The sequence below is a fragment of the Frankia alni ACN14a genome (assembly GCF_000058485.1).
GTDB classification, from domain to species: Bacteria; Actinomycetota; Actinomycetes; order Frankiales; family Frankiaceae; genus Frankia; species Frankia alni.
This window is the reverse complement of sequence record NC_008278.1, coordinates 3072644-3087935: the sequence shown is the minus strand read 5'-3', so window position 1 is coordinate 3087935 and position 15292 is coordinate 3072644. Positions and strand designations below refer to the sequence as shown.

General features: G+C 75.1%; 11 protein-coding genes. 6 read left to right on the top strand and 5 right to left on the bottom strand.

All coding sequences use genetic code 11. The features are described 5' to 3' along the window. Nucleotides 1-54: 54 nt before the first annotated feature. The 3 genes from FRAAL_RS12450 to FRAAL_RS12440 all read right to left on the bottom strand — a co-directional run bounded on the left by FRAAL_RS12450 (nt 55) and on the right by FRAAL_RS12440 (nt 2332). Nucleotides 55-834, bottom strand: a complete 780-nt coding sequence (locus FRAAL_RS12450) for an SCO1664 family protein (RefSeq protein ID WP_011604002.1) — start codon at nt 832-834, stop codon at nt 55-57. A gap of 124 nt (nt 835-958) precedes the next feature. Beyond that, on the bottom strand, nt 959-1501 hold the full coding sequence (locus FRAAL_RS12445; RefSeq protein ID WP_011604001.1) for a DUF3090 domain-containing protein: 543 nt from the start codon (nt 1499-1501) through the stop codon (nt 959-961). 6 nt (nt 1502-1507) lie between these two features. Continuing rightward, on the bottom strand, nt 1508-2332 hold the full coding sequence (locus FRAAL_RS12440) for a histidine phosphatase family protein (RefSeq protein WP_011604000.1): 825 nt from the start codon (nt 2330-2332) through the stop codon (nt 1508-1510). A gap of 194 nt (nt 2333-2526) precedes the next feature. On the opposite strand from FRAAL_RS12440, the gene FRAAL_RS12435 reads away from it, so the two are divergent. Further along, a complete protein-coding gene (locus FRAAL_RS12435; protein ID WP_011603999.1) occupies nt 2527-4944 on the top strand; it encodes an ATP-dependent DNA helicase in 2418 nt (805 codons plus the stop codon). 108 nt (nt 4945-5052) lie between these two features. Next, complete coding sequence (locus FRAAL_RS12430) at nt 5053-6909, top strand: glycosyltransferase family 39 protein (RefSeq protein ID WP_085949668.1); 1857 nt, start codon at nt 5053-5055, stop codon at nt 6907-6909. Here FRAAL_RS12430 and FRAAL_RS12425 read toward each other — a convergent pair. Continuing rightward, entirely contained in the window at nt 6867-8585 is a 1719-nt protein-coding gene (locus FRAAL_RS12425; RefSeq protein WP_157892079.1) for a glycosyltransferase, read from the bottom strand. The genes FRAAL_RS12430 and FRAAL_RS12425 overlap by 43 nt on opposite strands. A gap of 255 nt (nt 8586-8840) precedes the next feature. On the opposite strand from FRAAL_RS12425, the gene FRAAL_RS12420 reads away from it, so the two are divergent. The 4 genes from FRAAL_RS12420 to FRAAL_RS12405 all read left to right on the top strand — a co-directional run bounded on the left by FRAAL_RS12420 (nt 8841) and on the right by FRAAL_RS12405 (nt 14438). Continuing rightward, nucleotides 8841-10331: an NAD(P)/FAD-dependent oxidoreductase gene (locus FRAAL_RS12420; protein ID WP_011603996.1), complete on the top strand. Its 1491-nt coding sequence runs from the start codon at nt 8841-8843 to the stop codon at nt 10329-10331. Between the two features lie 382 nt (nt 10332-10713). Then, the gene (locus FRAAL_RS12415) at nt 10714-12633 is read left to right on the top strand and encodes a glycosyltransferase family 39 protein (RefSeq protein WP_041940467.1); all 1920 of its coding nucleotides are present in this window, start codon (nt 10714-10716) and stop codon (nt 12631-12633) included. Beyond that, nucleotides 12630-14009 (top strand): glycosyltransferase family protein, encoded by a 1380-nt coding sequence (locus FRAAL_RS12410; RefSeq protein WP_011603994.1) that lies wholly within the window; start codon nt 12630-12632, stop codon nt 14007-14009. The genes FRAAL_RS12415 and FRAAL_RS12410 overlap by 4 nt, the downstream gene beginning before the upstream one ends. A gap of 225 nt (nt 14010-14234) precedes the next feature. Then, the gene (locus FRAAL_RS12405; protein ID WP_009737761.1) at nt 14235-14438 is read left to right on the top strand and encodes a DUF5703 family protein; all 204 of its coding nucleotides are present in this window, start codon (nt 14235-14237) and stop codon (nt 14436-14438) included. Between the two features lie 112 nt (nt 14439-14550). Here FRAAL_RS12405 and FRAAL_RS12400 read toward each other — a convergent pair whose 3' ends face one another. Beyond that, entirely contained in the window at nt 14551-15015 is a 465-nt protein-coding gene (locus FRAAL_RS12400; RefSeq protein WP_231861618.1) for a hypothetical protein, read from the bottom strand. Between the last annotated feature and the right edge of the window lie 277 nt (nt 15016-15292).

Below are 15292 nucleotides of genomic sequence, written 5' to 3'. Positions count from 1 at the left end.
GACGGTTCAGAACGGCGGCGGCGCACGACGGCGGCCGTTCAGAACGGCGGCGGTTCAGAACGGCGGCCACGGGATCGGGGGCCAGTCCCCCGAGGGAAGCGGGAAGCGTCCCTCGTCGAGCAACCGGTCCACGCGGGCGGCCAGCGCGCCGGACTCGGCGACGGTGAGCAGCTCGGCGAGCCGGTCGCCGAGGTCGCCGACGAGCGCCTCGCGCAGGCAGCCGAGCAGGGCCGTCTCCTCGGCGAGCAGGCGGCGGCCCCGCCACGTCCACAGCAGCGTGCGCAGCTTGCCCTCGGTGTGGAAGGTGACGCCGTGGTCGATGCCGTGAATGCGCCCCGACGGCGCCGGCAGCAGGTGCCCACCCTTGCGGTCGGCGTTGTTGATGACGGCGTCGAAGAGCGCGATCCTGCGTAGCTGCGGATCGTCGGAGCGGGTGAGGGCGACCAGGTCGACGGTGACGTCGGTGTCGATCCAGAGCTGGACCATCCCCTCGCCGAACGGGCCGTCGCGCAGCACCGTCGGCGGCACGATCCCGAGGTCGAGGTACGCGGAGACCTCGTAGGCGGCCAGCTCGCGGGCGGCGAGGGTGCCGTCGGGGAAGTCCCACAGCGACCGTTCGCCGCGCACCGGCTTGTAGACGCAGCGCCCGGCGACCTCGCCCGCGGTGATGTCGCAGTACAGCGTCGCGTTGCTGGCGTCGGCGAGCCTGGCGCTGACCGTCAGCTCGCCGCGGCGCAGCAGGTCGAGCGCGGCGGGGGCGTCGAGACCGCCGCCGTCGATCGGATCGAGTGGCAGCCGCCGCCCCTGAGGGGGACCCGCCGCGGGAACGCCCATCAGCCCAGTGTGTCCGCTACGTGCCGGCTCTGTCGCCGGGTCCGGACGGTGACCGGGGTCTCTCCGCGCCGAACCCGCACGCCGCGCCTCCGGCCAGGCCGCAGGTGCGGGCGGGTGGCGCGCATCAGTGCCGGTGTCCGTTCTGGCGCGGGCAGATGTGGTCCTCATCGAGCGGCAGGCCGCACAGCGGGCACGACGGGCGCCCGCCGGCGACGAGTCGCCCGGCCCGGCGGGCGAAGGCACGGGCGGGGCCCGCCGCGAGCAGCACCCGCAGCGCGTCGGGGCCGCCCGGGTCGTCGCTGAACCCCGACGCCGACTCCGCCCCGCCGGCCGCCTGCGCCTCGACGACGACCCGGCTGCCGCGCGGATCCCACCCGAGGGCGATCGTGGCGACCCGGAACTCCGCCTCGATCGGCTGCTCCAGCGGTGACGTGTCGACCATGCCGGCGGGCTCGGCCGGCACCGTCGCGACGCCGCGCCGACCCAGCTCGTCGAGCAGCTCCGTGAGCTGCTCGGCCAGCAGGGCGACCTGGGCCTTCTCGACCCCGACCGTGACCAGCCTCGCCTCGGCCCGGGCCTGCAGGTAGAACGCGCGGGCACCGGGCGAGCCGACGGTGCCCGCGACGAACCGCTCCGGCGGGTCGAAGACGTGTATCCGGCGCGCCATGGTCGATCAGACCGCTCCCCCGCCGGCGGGGGGCGGGTAGGACCCGGCGCCGCCGCCGACGACCTCGTCGGGCCCGAGCGCCGGCCCGGGCGCCGCACCGTCCACCGCGGGCGAGCCGGCGGCACCGTCCCCGCCACCCTCGCCGCCGCCCTCGCCGGCCTCCCCCGCGGGCTTCGGGGGCGGCGGGAGCAGCTCGGCGACGTCGCCGCCGATGTCGTTGATCCGCCGGACGAACGGTCGCCGCTCGCCGTAGCGGATCACCGTCAGCGAGCACGGATCGACGGTGATGCGGTGGTACATGTCGAGGTGCATGCCCAGGGCGTCGGCGACGATCGTGCGGATGACGTCGCCGTGCGAGCACAGCAGCCAGGTCGCGTCCGGACCGAGCCGGTCGTTCCACTCCCGCACCGCGGTGACGCCGCGCGCCTGGGTGTCGCGCAGCGCCTCACCCTCGGGCCCCGGGAAGACCACGGCGCTGGGATGGCTCTGCACCACCGCCCACAGCGGGTCCTTGGCCAGGACGGCGAGTTCCTGACCGGTCCAGTCCCCGTAGCGGCACTCGCCGAACCGCTCGTCGACGGCGACCGGCTGCACCCCGCCGGGAGCCTGTGGGCCCTCGGGGCGGCGGCCCGCGATCGTGCCCGCCGTCTCGCGGCAGCGCTCCAGCGGGCTGCTGACGATCGCGGCGAGCGGGATGTTCCCGAGCCGGCCCGCCAGGTCCGAGGCCTGCCGCCGGCCGCGCTCGTCCAGGCTGACGCCGGGGGTCCAGCCGAGGAGGATCTTGCCCGTGACGGCGGTCAGGCCGTGGCGGACCAGCAACACAGTGGTCAACCGGTCGGTCCCTTCGAGATCGGACGGGTCCGCGACGCCACCGGACCCGCAGGTGGCCGACCGGGCGGCGCGCGGCCGCGACGCCGGACACGCCGGGTGCGGACCACGGCGCGCCCTGGCACGGCCACCGGTGATACCACGCTACCCAGCGGGCTTCGCCGGGCGTCGAGTGGTGCGTCGTTACGCTTCCCGGCATGCCCGACGAGTACCCGACCGCCGCCGCCCCGGGACCTGGTCCCGCCCGGGGAGCCGCCCCCACCGCCGGTCCCGCCCCGGGAGCAGACCCGGTCGTCGCCGACGCGTCCGCGGACCCGACGGCGGTGTTCGCCGCGTTCTGCGAGGCCGCGCTGTGGCCGGGCCTGGGCCGCACGACGGCCGCCCGCCTGCCCGCCGCCGGCATCACCCGGCCCGAACACGTCGACGTCGGCCGGCTCGGCACCGTCGAGGGTGTCAACGGCCCGCGGGCCCGCCGGCTCGCCGACAGCTTCCGCGCCGCCGCGGGGACGTACGCGGTCGTCGAGCTGCTCGTCGCGGCGGACCTGCCGGCCCGCCTCGCCCGGGGGGCCACCGAGCGGCTCGGCCCGACCGCCGCCGAGGCCCTGCGGGCCGACCCGTGGATGCTGCTGACCGCCACCGAGGCCGAGATCGGTCAGGCCGACCGGTTCGCCCGTCGCCGTGGGCTGCACCGGGACGACTCGCGCCGCGGCCCCGCGGTGCTCACCCACCTGCTGGGCCGGGCGGCGACGCGCGCCGGGGACACCGCCGGCCCGGTCGACGCCGTGTTGCAGGCCGCGGGCCGGGAAGGGGTGGCCGATCCGCGCCAGGCGCTGGACGCCGCCCTCGACGACGGACGGATCATCGCCGTCGGCGACCGGATAGCGCTGGAGCGCTACGCGATGGCCGAGCAGTCCATCGCCGACGGCATCGAACGACTTCTGGCCACCGCCGAGCCGCTGCGGGCCGGCGCGCCGAGGGTGCGCCGCCGCCCGGACGACGACGCCGACGACGCCGACGCCGACGCCGACGGGTCGCCGGCCACGGCCGGCCCACCGCCGACCGCGCTGATGTTCGACGACGAGGACGCCGAGGACGACGACCCGCCGAGCGGCGGACACCGGGCGAGCGGCGCAGAGCAGGCGGGTGGCGACGGCCGGGCGGGTGGCGACGGCGGGCCGGCGGGGATGTCCGGGGCCGTGGACGCCGACGCCCCGGCCGGGGCGACCGGGGCGACCGGGGACGATCCGGTGGGCAGCCTGGACGAGGTGCAGCTCGCCGCGGCCCGGGCGGCCCTGGAGTCGGGGGTCAGCGTGCTGACCGGCGGGCCGGGGACGGGCAAGAGCCGCACCGTCGCCGCCGTGGTCCGCCTCGCGTGGGCGGCGGACGCCGAGGTCGCGCTCGCCGCGCCGACCGGCCGGGCCGCCAAGCGGCTGGAGGAGCTGTGCGGGGCGCCGGCGAGCACCCTGCACCGGCTGCTCGGCGCGCAGGGCCGCGGCGGCGGCTTCGCCCGCGGCGAGCACAACCCGATCGACGCCGACCTCGTCGTCGTCGACGAGGCGTCGATGCTCGACGCGGAACTCGCCGCCGCGCTGCTCGACGCCTGCGCCGAGGGTACCCACCTGATGTTCGTCGGGGACCCCGCCCAGCTGCCGAGCATCGGCCCGGGCCAGGTCCTCACCGATCTGCTGGAGTCCGGCGAGATCCCGGTGACGGAGCTGCGCCGGCTCTACCGGCAGGTCGACGGCGGGGCGATCGCGATGTTGGCCGCCGCGGTGCGCGGCGGGGAGCTGCCGCCGCCCCCGCCCGGCCCCGGCCGCGAGGTGGTCGTCGTCCCCTCGAGCAGCTCCGGCGAGGCGGCGCACCGCACCGTCCAGCTCGTCACCGACTCCATTCCGCGGGCGTTGGGCATCCCCGTCGCCGACATCCAGGTCGTCACGCCGGTGCATGCCGGGCCCGCCGGCACCGGAGCGCTGAACGCGGCGCTCAAACGCGTCCTCAACCCGGGCGCGGGCGCGGTGTCGGGATTCGACGTCGGGGACCGGGTGGTGGCGACGGCCAACCACATCGACGTGGGATTCGCCAACGGCGAGATCGGCACCGTCGTCGCCGCGGGCGAGCGCGGGGCGCTGCGGGTCGCCTTCCCGGGCGGGGTCGTCGAGGTGCCCGCGGGGATCCTCGGGGATCTGCGTCACGGCTGGGCGGTGACGGTGCACCGGGCACAGGGCAGCGAGTGGCCGGCGGTCGTCGCCGTCTTCCCCCCGGAGGCCGGCCGGATGCTGACCCGCCCGCTGATCTACACCGCGCTCACCCGGGCGGCGACGCACCTGTCGATCGTCGCCGTGAACGGCCCCGCGGTGCGCCAGGCGGTGCGCAACGCGGGCGGCCGGCGGCGCCTGACGTCGCTCGCCGCCCTGCTCGCCGGGGAGGTCGCCGGCGAGCTCACCGAGGACGACGAGGACCCGGACGACGAGGAGAACCTGGACGACGAGAACCCGGACGGTCAGGATCGCAACGGTCAGAGCCTGGCCGGTCGGCACGTCGGCGGTCGGCACCTGGACGGCCGGGACCCGCGGCGCGAGGGCCTGCGATCCGGTGCCGGGGTGAAGGGTGGGTGACCGGCCGGTGGCGCGGCGATGGCCGGCAGCCGTCCCCGCCGCGGGCGCCTGCGGTACCCCCGACGCGTCGGGGGCCCCCGACGGGAGGCAAGATCGTGCCCTATGAGGATGGGTAGCGTTCCCATCGTGGACGCAGACGCACCCGGGACGGCCGCCACCAGCCGGGAGGCCGGATCCGGGCCGACCGTCCTGCCCGGTCCGCGCTCGCCCCGGCAGGCACCGGACGGCGACGAGCCCGAGGCCTCCCCGGGCGGCACGGCCGTGACGACCGTCCCCACGACCACCGACACCGCCAGCACCGCCGACACCACCGGCACCACCGACACCACCGGCACCACCGGCACCACCGGCACCGCCAGCGCCACCGTCCCGCCCAGCAGACAGCGGCTGGGGCGCGCGGCGGGGGCCTGGATCGTGTCGCAGGTTCCGCGGCTGTTGCTCGCCGCGGTCGCGATCGCGGTCGCCGTCGGCGCGGTCATGCGGTTCGCCACGCCGAGCCACCTGTGGCTCGACGAGTCGCTGACGGTCGCGATTGCCTCCCGGCCGGTGCCGGACCTGCTCCACGCGCTGCGCCACGACGGCTCACCGCCGCTGTACTACCTGCTGCTGCACGGCTGGATCCGCGTCTTCGGTGACGGCGACATCGCGGTCCGGGCCCTGTCGGGCGTGCTGTCGCTGCTCACGCTGCCGCTGGCATGGCTCGCCGGGCGCCGGGTGGGGCGCATCGCGTTCACCGCCGGCAACGGCGAGCGGGACGCCCCGATGTGGGTGGGCGTGGCGACGCTGCTGATGTTCGCCTGTTCCCCGTACGCCATCCGCTACGGCAGCGAGACCCGGATGTACTCGCTGGTCGTGCTGCTGGTGCTGGTGTTCGGGTTCGCGGCGGTGCGCGCGCTGGAACGCTCGACCCTGCCCCGGCTGGCGGCGTTGACGCTGGCCACGGCGGCGCTGGTCTACACCCACTACTGGACGTTCCTGGTGATCTTCACGGTGGCGGCGTTCCTGCTGGTGCAGGCCCGCCGCCGCCCGTACTACCGCCGGGTCACCCTGCGGGCGTTCGCGGCGATGGCGGCCTCGGCGGCGCTGTTCGCCCCGTGGATGCCGTCGTTCCTGTTCCAGATGCTGCACACCGGCACCCCGTGGGCGCCGAAGGTGCAGGCCCAGGTGCTGCTGGACACGGTGTTCGACTGGGCGGGTCCGCAGTCGACGGGGGCGCTGCTCGGCGTGGTGCTGCTCGGCGGGGCGCTGGTCGGTCTGACCGCCCGGCCGGTCGGCCGCCGCGAGCTCGCGGTCCGGGTGACCGGCCGGGTGCCGGGCCGCTACCTGGCGGCGATCTGGCTGTTGCCGCTGGTGCTGGCGTACTTCGTGAACATGTTCGGCGGCAGCGCGTACGCCGAGCGGTACACCGGCATCGCCCTGCCGGCCTGCCTGCTGCTGGCCTCCCTGGGCATCGCCCAGCTTCCGGGCACGCGGGTGCGGGCGATCGTGCTGGCCGTGGCCGTGTTCAGCGGCCTGGTCGGCGGCTGGCAGCTCGCCCGCACCGAACGCACGCAGGCCGGGGAGATCGCCGGGCGGATCGTCGCGCTCGCCCGGCCGGGCGACGTGGTGGCCTACTGCCCCGACCAGCTCGGTCCGGCCGTGCACCGGGCGCTGGCCCGGCACGGCCCGCAGACCGTCCGCGAGATCGTGTACGCGGACAACACCGGCCCGGCGCTCGTCGACTGGGTCGACTACGCGGACCGGATGCAGCGGGCCAACGGCACGACGTTCGCCGCCGAGGTCAACGAACTCGCCGGTCCCGACCACGCGGTGCTGCTCGTGCGCGCCGACGGATACCGGTTCCTGGAAGGTGCCTGCGCGGTGCTGTCCGACCAGCTTGCGACCCTGCGGGACCGGACCGTCCAGGTCGAGCGGCGCGACCTCTACGAGGGCGCCTCGCTGGAACGCTTCTCCACCCTGCGCTGACCGGCGGCGCGCTGCCCGGCGGCGCGCCGACCGGCGGCGGCCTGGGCGGGCACGCCCGTGACCGGGCCGCCGCCGCCGGAACCGAGGGTCGTGGCGGCGAGGACCAGCAGGCCCATCGGCAGCGTGTAGTGGTTGAAGAACGTCTGCTTGTTCATCAGGTCCACGGCGAGCAGGACCAGCGCGGCCCCGAGGCAGAACCCGGTGGCGTCGCCGCGCGCCCGCCAGGCGGCGGCGTACGCGGCGACCAGCGCCACCGCGGCCGGCGCGAAGCCGAGCGTGATCCCGAAGTGCGACGCCCACCCCGGTACGGACAGGGAATGGCCGAGCACCCGGTAGTGCAGGTTCGTCCAGACGGCGTCGTCGACGAAGTCCCCCGGCCCGGCCAGCACCCACGGCGCGACGCCCAGCACGGCGGCGCCCGCGGCCACGGCCGCGCGGCGCGGCCCGAACCGCGGCCAGGCCGCCGCGACCGGCAGCAGCAGGGCGATGTGCTGCTTGGTCGCGAGGGCGAGGGCGAGGGCGAGGACCGCCGTGCGCCCGTGGCCGCCCCGGACGGCCAGCACCATGGCCGCGAGGCAGACGACGAGCAGCGGCTCGGTCCACGACTGCTGCAACGCGTACATCGACTCGGGCAGGATCACGACCAGCAGCGGCAGCACGGCGAGCGCGCCGCGCGGGCCGGTGGCGAGGCCGCGTGCGCAGATCGCCGCCGCCGCGAGCGCCAGGAGCAGGCCGTAGCGGACGTCGCCGAGCAGCAGCCGCGACGGCGCGAGCAGCACCGACGTCAGGGGCAGGTAGGGGTAGACGTCGAACAGGCCGTCGACGGGGTAGGCGGCCCGGCTCGGCGCCCACTGCTGGCGGTACATGTCCGCGCCGTGCGCCAGCCCCGCGGCCGAGACCTGCAACAGGTGGAACACGTCGATGCGGGGCGCGGGCGCCGCCCGGATGGTCGCGACCCCCGCGGCGGCGGCCAGGCCGAGCACGACCCAGAACAGCGCGGGCGAGCCGAGCGCCCGCCGCGCCACCGCACCACCGGCCACCAGCACCGATCTCCCCGGGGCCGGGGACGCGGGCGACGCCGCCGACCCCGGTCGCCCGCGGGCCGGCGGTGCGAACAACGCCACCAGGACGGCGGCGGCGGCGAGCAGACCGGCGACGATCGCGAGCACGTCGGCCACGGCGGCCAGCGGCCCGGTGGCGTAGTAGCGGGGATGGCGCACGATCGGGCCCACCCCGACGGTGATCGCGACGAGCAGCCAGCCGCCGACCCACGCCCGCCCACGGACGGCGCCCGCTCCCACACCCACGCCCACGGCCGCGGGAGCGGAAGCGGGAGCGGCAGGACCGGCGGGAGCGGCGTCACCGGACCCGGATGCGCCCGGCATCTCGGGCGCGGCGGGACTGGCGGGACTGGCGGGACTGGCGGGAACGGCGGGAACGGACCCGGAAGTCTCTGACCGCGGGCGGTGACGGACGGTGGCGAACGTGGCGGCGGCGGTGCCGAGCAGGACGCCGGCCATCGCCCAGGCGCCGTACCGGCCGTCCTTCGCCGCGATGCCCCAGGCGACGGCGCACCAGCCCACGAGGATCGCCGGCAGCGTCCGCCGCGGACCCGGGTCGGCACCTTCGGGCCGCGCCGCGACCGACCGCCGCGGGCCGGATGCAGGCAAACCCATGCCCGCACGATGCCAGAGGCGGGCCGGCGCACAGCCGGCGGACTCGGCGGATGGCCGAGGGACAGGGGGAATAGTCCGGATGTACCACGGATGATCGTGTCGGTGACCGCGAGGGGGTGCGGGCGGGTCACACCCGTCCGCGTGCAAGACTTGCCCCCCGAGGCCGGTCCCAGGGTCCGGCGCCCCCGGTGGCCGATGCCCGGCATCCGGCCGCGGGAGTGACCATGAAGGTGCGTTGAGGAGAGGTCCGGCACAGTGACCGAAAAGCCAGAGGTAGTCGTCATCGGAGCCGGGCCGGCAGGTCTGTCCGCCGGCTGGGAGCTGGTGAAACGGGACGTGCCCGTGACGATTATCGAGGGTGACTCGGTCGTCGGCGGAATCAGTCGTACCGCGCAGCGGGACGGCTGGCGTTTCGACATCGGCGGCCACCGCTTCTTCACGAAGGTGCCCGAGGTCGAGAAGCTCTGGCACGAGATCCTGCCGGACGAGGACTTCCTGCTCCGACCGCGATCGAGCCGCATTTACTACAACGGGAAGTTCTTCGACTACCCCCTGAAGGCGACGAACGCACTCGGCGGGCTGGGCCTGGTGGAGGCGGCACGCTGCATCGCCTCCTACGCCGCGGCCCGCGTGCGTCCGCCGGCCGACCAGAGCAACTACGAGAACTGGCTGGTGGCCCGCTTCGGCTGGCGGCTTTATCGCACGTTCTTCAAGACCTACACCGAGAAGCTGTGGGGTGTTCCGGTCAGTGAGATGCCGTCGGACTGGGCGGCGCAGCGCATCAAGAGCCTGTCCATGATGAACGCCATCGTGAACTCGGTGCTGCCCAAGCGGAACCAGACCGACATCACCTCCCTCATCGAGGAGTTCCAGTACCCGAAGTACGGGCCCGGAATGATGTGGGAGACCGCCACCGACAAGATCGTCAAGCAGGGCGGTCGGGTGGTCTTCGAGGAGAAGGTCCGCAAGATCCACCATGAGGGGGGGCGCGCGACCGGCGTCACCACCACGGTGACCGGCGGCTATGGCCCGGGGGCCGGCGCGCCGGAGTCGTCGCGCACCGACATCGGCAGCGAGTACCAGTACCCCGCCGACGAGATCATCTCGTCGATGTCGTTCTCGTCGCTGGTCCGCGTGATGGACCCGCCGGTGCCCGACCACGTCCTGGCCGCGGCCAACGCGCTGAAGTACCGCGACTTCCTCACCGTCGCCCTCGTGGTGCCGGAGTCGGCCGGTTTCCCGGACAACTGGATTTACATCCACTCCCCCACGGTCAAGGTGGGCCGGATCCAGAACTTCGCCTCCTGGTCGCCGTTCCTGGTGAAGGACGGGCGGACCTGCCTGGGGCTGGAGTACTTCGTCTTCGAGGGCGACGAGACGTGGAGCAGCTCGGACGAGGACCTCGTCAAGCTCGCCACCAAGGAACTCGTCGAGCTCGGGCTCATCCGCGCCTCCCAGGTCGAGCAGGGATACGTCGTGCGGATGCCGAAGGCGTACCCGTACTACGACATGCAGTACAAGAAGAACGTCGATATCATTCGGGCCTGGCTGGCCGAGAACGCGCCGAACGTGCACCCGGTGGGCCGTAACGGCATGCACCGCTACAACAACCAGGACCACTCGATGCTGACCGCCATGCTGACCGTCGAGAACATCATCGACGGCACGAAGCACGACGTCTGGGAGGTCAACGTCGAGGAGGACTACCACGAGGAGGTGTCGTCCGGCGGCGCGGCCAAGCGCTGACGCCCGGACCGACCTGCGCAGCGCGACGGCTCGGCCCGCCGGAACACCCGGATGGGCCGAGCCCTCCCGCCGACGAAGGACCTGGCCGGGGCCTTCGGTCGTCGGCGCGCGGCACCTGTCGGCGTGCCGTCGGCGGCCGACCCGTTCAGAATGCGGGACGGTACGCTCCGCGCCCACCCGGCGCGCCCTGGCGGCGGCTTCGGGGGCCAGCCCACCGCCCCGGCATGCAATCCGCGGTCTGCTCCCCGCGTCCGCCCGGCATCGCCGCGGCGCGGGGGCGGCCGCACGAGACCTGCACCGGGTGCGGACCTGCCTGGTCGGCCGGATCGTGGCCCGGCTGGCCGCGGCGCACCGCGGGCAACGTGGACGGAAGGGACTGACCGTGACGGATGTCGCGGTCCGGCCGGCGGAGCAGCTCCCCGGGCCGGTCGACCGGGTCGGGGACGCACCCGACCGCGCGGGGCGGGTGTTCGCGGTGGTCGTGGGGGTGCTCGTGGCCGCCTCGGTCATCGTGCGCTTCACCGCCAACCAGGCGCTCTGGCTCGACGAGGCGCAGAGCGTCGCCATCGCCCGACTCCCCCTCGGCGGGTCGGGCGTCACCATGTGGGACGGCCTGCTGCAGGACGGCTCGCCGCCGCTGTACTACCTGGTGCTGCACGGCTGGATCGCCGTGTTCGGGGAGACCAACCTCGCCGTCCGGTCCCTGTCCGCCGTGATCAACATCGCCGCGGCGTGGCCGCTGTTCGTGCTGGCCCGCCGGGTGGTGAACGTCCGCGCGGCGAAGGTCACCGTCGTGCTGTACCTGACCTCGCCGTTCGCGCTGTACTTCGGTACCGAGACCCGGATGTACAGCCTGATCGTGCTGCTCACCGCGCTCGGCGGGCTCGCCCTGGAGCGGGTGCTGCGGGCGCCGTCGGTGCGCTCGGTGATCGGCCTGTCCCTCGCCGCCGGCTGCCTGGCGCTGACCCACTACTGGTGCCTGTACCTGCTGCTCACCGTCGCCGTGTGGCTGATCGGGCTGCTCACCCTGCGCCCCTGGTACCGCGCTCGCCGCGCCCGCCAGCTCGGCGTGGCCTCGGCGGCCGGGGCGCCATCGCCGCCCGGAGCCGTGTCGCCGTCGGGGCTGGGGGCATCGGGGCTGGGGGCATCGGGGCTGGGGTCGGCGGGGCCGGGGTCGGCGCCGAACGGGCCGGGCTCCTCGCTGCCGGCGACGGCGTCCCTGGCGCGGCCTGGTGCCGGGGTGGCCGACGGCGGCCCGACGGCCCGCCCACCCGGCGCACGCAGCCATCGTTCGTCCGGCCGGTCGGCGTCGTCGGGCCGGTCCCAGACGTCCGGCCGGTCCCAGACATCCGGCCGGTACCTGACGGCGCAGCGGCGCGGGCCGGTCTACGGGCTGCTCGGCGTCATCGGCGGCGCGATCGTCTTCTCCCCGTGGCTGCCGAACTTCTTCGACCAGCTCGCCCACACCGGCACCCCCTGGGGCGAGCCGGCCAGCTACGCGGCGATCTCCCACGCCTACGGCCAGTGGGCGGGCGGCCCGACGACCCTCGGCCGCCTGCTGCTGTTCCTCATCACCGGCCTGGCCGCCGCCGGGATCGCCGGGCGCAGCCCCGGCGGCCGGTTCATCCTGATCGACCTGCGCGGGCTCGAACCGGGCCGCACGATGTTCTTCCTGGCGACGGGCACCCTCGTCGTCGCGGTGACGGCCGGCAAGCTCGTCGGCAACGCCTGGGCCGACCGGTACACGGCCACCGCCTTCGTCCCGTTCCTGCTCGTCATCGGCCTGGGTGCCACCGTCATCGGGGACCGGCGGGTGTTCCACGGGGTCATCGCCGTCGCGGCCCTGGTCGGCCTGCTGGCCGGCACCACCGACATCCGGCGGGAACGGTCGCAGGCCGGCGAGGCCGCCCAGGTGCTCCAACGGCTCGCCAAGCCCGGCGACGTCATGCTGGTCTGCCCCGACCAGCTCGGCCCGGGGCTCGCCCGCACCGTGCCCTCCTGGCTGAAGGTGTACGTGGTGCCGACGTACGCGCCGCCGGACCGGGTCGACTGGGTGGACTACGAGGATCGCAACAAGGCCGCCGACGGCCAGGCGATCGCGCGGCGCGCGGTGACCGAGGCCGGCCCGCAGCACACCGTCTTCCTCGCCGGCTCCGGCTCCTACCGGACCTACGAGGAGCTGTGCACGGTGGTCCGCGGCGCCCTGCAGAACGCCCGCCCGCACGCGGACGAGGTCATGGAGCAGGGTCTGCCGGCGAAGGTGTCCGAGAACTACTCGCTGCTCCGCTTCCAGGCGCAGTGACCAGCGCGCGGGGGACGTCCGCCCACCCCGGTCCCCAGTCGGGCCCAGGCCCGGCAACCGGAACGGGGACGCCCCCCGCGCACGACCCCGCCACCACCCCGCCGGTTCCCACCACTGCCGCGTCTCGGCGGCACACCGCGTCCCGGCGGCGCGTCCTGCTCCGCCAGGACGACCCGTGGTGCCTGCGGGAGGTCGTTCTCGCCTGGCTCGCCGCCCGCCTGGTCGTCGGCGCCGCCCTGGCGATGACGAAGTTCATCGCCGACAACGCCCGCGGCGACCAGGGCGCCCGGCTGCAGACCACCGACCTGCTCGGCTGGGACGCCGGCTGGTACCGGACGATCGCCGAGGTCGGCTACAGCGGCGCCGGCAACGAGAGCCGCCGCTTCTTCCCGCTGCTGCCCACGCTGGTGCGGGTCCTGTCGCACCTGCCGGGCGCCGGTGCCCACGTCGGCATCGTGCTGCTGCTGGTGGTCAACCTGTGTGCCCTCGGGTTCGCCCTGGCGCTGGTGCGCCTGGCCCGCCTGGAGGGGCTCGGTGCGGAGGCGACCTTCCGGCTGATCTGGTTCGCCGCCCTCGCGCCGCCCGCGTTCGTCCTGGTCATGGGATACGCCGAGGCACTGGCCGGGCTGCTGGCGGTGGCGGTGTTCCTCGGCGCGCGCGGCCGCCGGTGGGAGCTTGCGGCCGCGGCCGCCCTGCTCGGCGGACTGTGCCGGCCGCTTGGCGTGCTGCTGGCCGTCCCCGTCGCCGTGGAGGCGGCCCGGGGGCTGCCCTGGCCCGGCCTGCGCCGCCTCGGCCCCCCACCGGCCACCGCCGGCAACGGGACACGGCGGGCCACCGCGGCGGACGGGACGCAGTGGGACGCCACGTCGGCCGGCCGCATCGGCGGGCGGGAGCTGCTGCGCCGGCTGATGGCGGTCCTCGCGGCACCGGCCGGCGCCGCGATCTACGTGCTCTGGTCGGACCGGACCTACGGCGACGGCCTGGCGCCGTTCACCCTTCAGCGCGACGAGGCCCGCCACGGCAGCACCGGCAACCCCCTGTCGGTGCTGTGGCACGCCGCCCGCGGGACCTTCTCCGGCGAGCTGGGCACGGGTCTGCACGTGCCGTGGCTGCTGCTCGCCCTGGTGGGCCTGGTGGTGATGGCCCGGCGGTTGCCGGTCTCCTACGTGCTGTGGAGCGCGCTGGTGCTCGCGGCCGTGCTGACCGGCAGCAACCTCGACTCGGCGGAACGCTACGTCTACGGCGCCTTCCCGTTCCTGCTGGTCGCGGCGCTGGTCACCGCCCGCCGGGAGATCTTCACCTTCGCGCTCGTCGCCTCGACCGCGGCGATGGCGCTCTACGCCACGCTGGCCTTCACCCTCTCCTACGTCCCCTGAGGCCCACGCGCCCCGGCAGGAACCCGCAACAACCGGGTCCCCGCCGCGCCGCAGACCCTCGCGGGAGGTAGCCGGACAGTTAACGTGGTGGGACCGCACGGTGGTCCTGCCCCACGCTCCGTTCCATCGTCCGAGCCGGCTCCATCGTCCGAGCCGGTCCCGTCGTTCGCAACAGTCCCATCGGTCGCCACGGTCCATCGGTCGCCACGTCGAGGTCAGGTCGCTTTGGCTGGAGTCGAGCTGGAATACCAGAAGCTGTACATGCCGCCGGGCACGGATCGCCGGGCGGCCGTGCAGATCCTGACGATGCACGCCGAGTTCGGCGACTGGGAGCTGGAGCGCCTGCGTCTGTTCCCGGACGGGTCGCGCCGCGTCGTCCTGCGCCGCCGCCGGCGCCCGGGCGGCCTGCCCGGCTATCTACCCACCTGACACCCGCCGCCGACCCCCTGCGGCCTGGCGGCCGTCCCTCGCCCTGGCCGTCATCCTGACGCCGCCCGCCGCCTCGACGCCGACGGCAGCCGTCGGTGCTGGCCGGGGCCGGTCAGCGGCCGACCTCGCGGCGGACCTGGGCGGGCGTGCGCACCTCCACGGCGTCCGGGGTGATCCCGTGGGTCTGTAGATGACGCCCCGACAGCGCCCAGCCGGCCGGGACCGCCGGCGGGGCCGGCCGGCCGGCGTGGCCCGGGCCGGCGGACTGGTCGAGGGACCAGACGTCGGCGCGGAACCACAGATCGCGCCACCGGGCGTCCTCGTCGGCCCGCAACTGGACGAAGCGGCGATGCAGGACCTGGCGGGCGACCTGCGCCGCGGTATCCGAGCTGTGCTCGAAACCGCCCGACGGCTCCGTCCGGTCGGCCACCCACCGGCTGCCGTCCGAGCTGACCTGGACCAGGTAGGCGAAGGTGACCGGCGGGCGGTCCGGCTCGACCTCGACAGGCGGGCGGAGGCCGAAAGCGGACAGTGCGTCGTCGGTCACATCCACCATGATGTCACGCAGCGACCTCACCAATTACACGATGCGTGACACTTCGCGGCGGAACGACCGGGAAAGTCCCCGCGATTGCCCTGCCCCGACCTGCCCTGACCTGCCGTGGCCTGGCCTGGCCCGGGACCCGGAGAGCCGAGCCGGAACGACATCGGCGCACGGGGACTGTCCACGACCGTGAGCCGCCGGTCGGCGCTCGCGCCGATGAGCACGATTGTCCTACCCGCGGCCGCGTCCACCGGCACCCACCACCCCCGAACCGCCGCCCGTCCGGCGCCGCCATGCCTCGCCACCGGAA

Coding starts and splice junctions, on each gene's coding strand:
- FRAAL_RS12450 (WP_011604002.1), bottom strand. CDS start 834: ATGGGCGTTCCCGCGGCGGGTCCCCCTCAGGGGCGGCGGCTGCCACTC.
- FRAAL_RS12445 (WP_011604001.1), bottom strand. CDS start 1,501: ATGGCGCGCCGGATACACGTCTTCGACCCGCCGGAGCGGTTCGTCGCG.
- FRAAL_RS12435 (WP_011603999.1), top strand. CDS start 2,527: ATGCCCGACGAGTACCCGACCGCCGCCGCCCCGGGACCTGGTCCCGCC.
- FRAAL_RS12430 (WP_085949668.1), top strand. CDS start 5,053: ATGGGTAGCGTTCCCATCGTGGACGCAGACGCACCCGGGACGGCCGCC.
- FRAAL_RS12425 (WP_157892079.1), bottom strand. CDS start 8,585: ATGGGTTTGCCTGCATCCGGCCCGCGGCGGTCGGTCGCGGCGCGGCCC.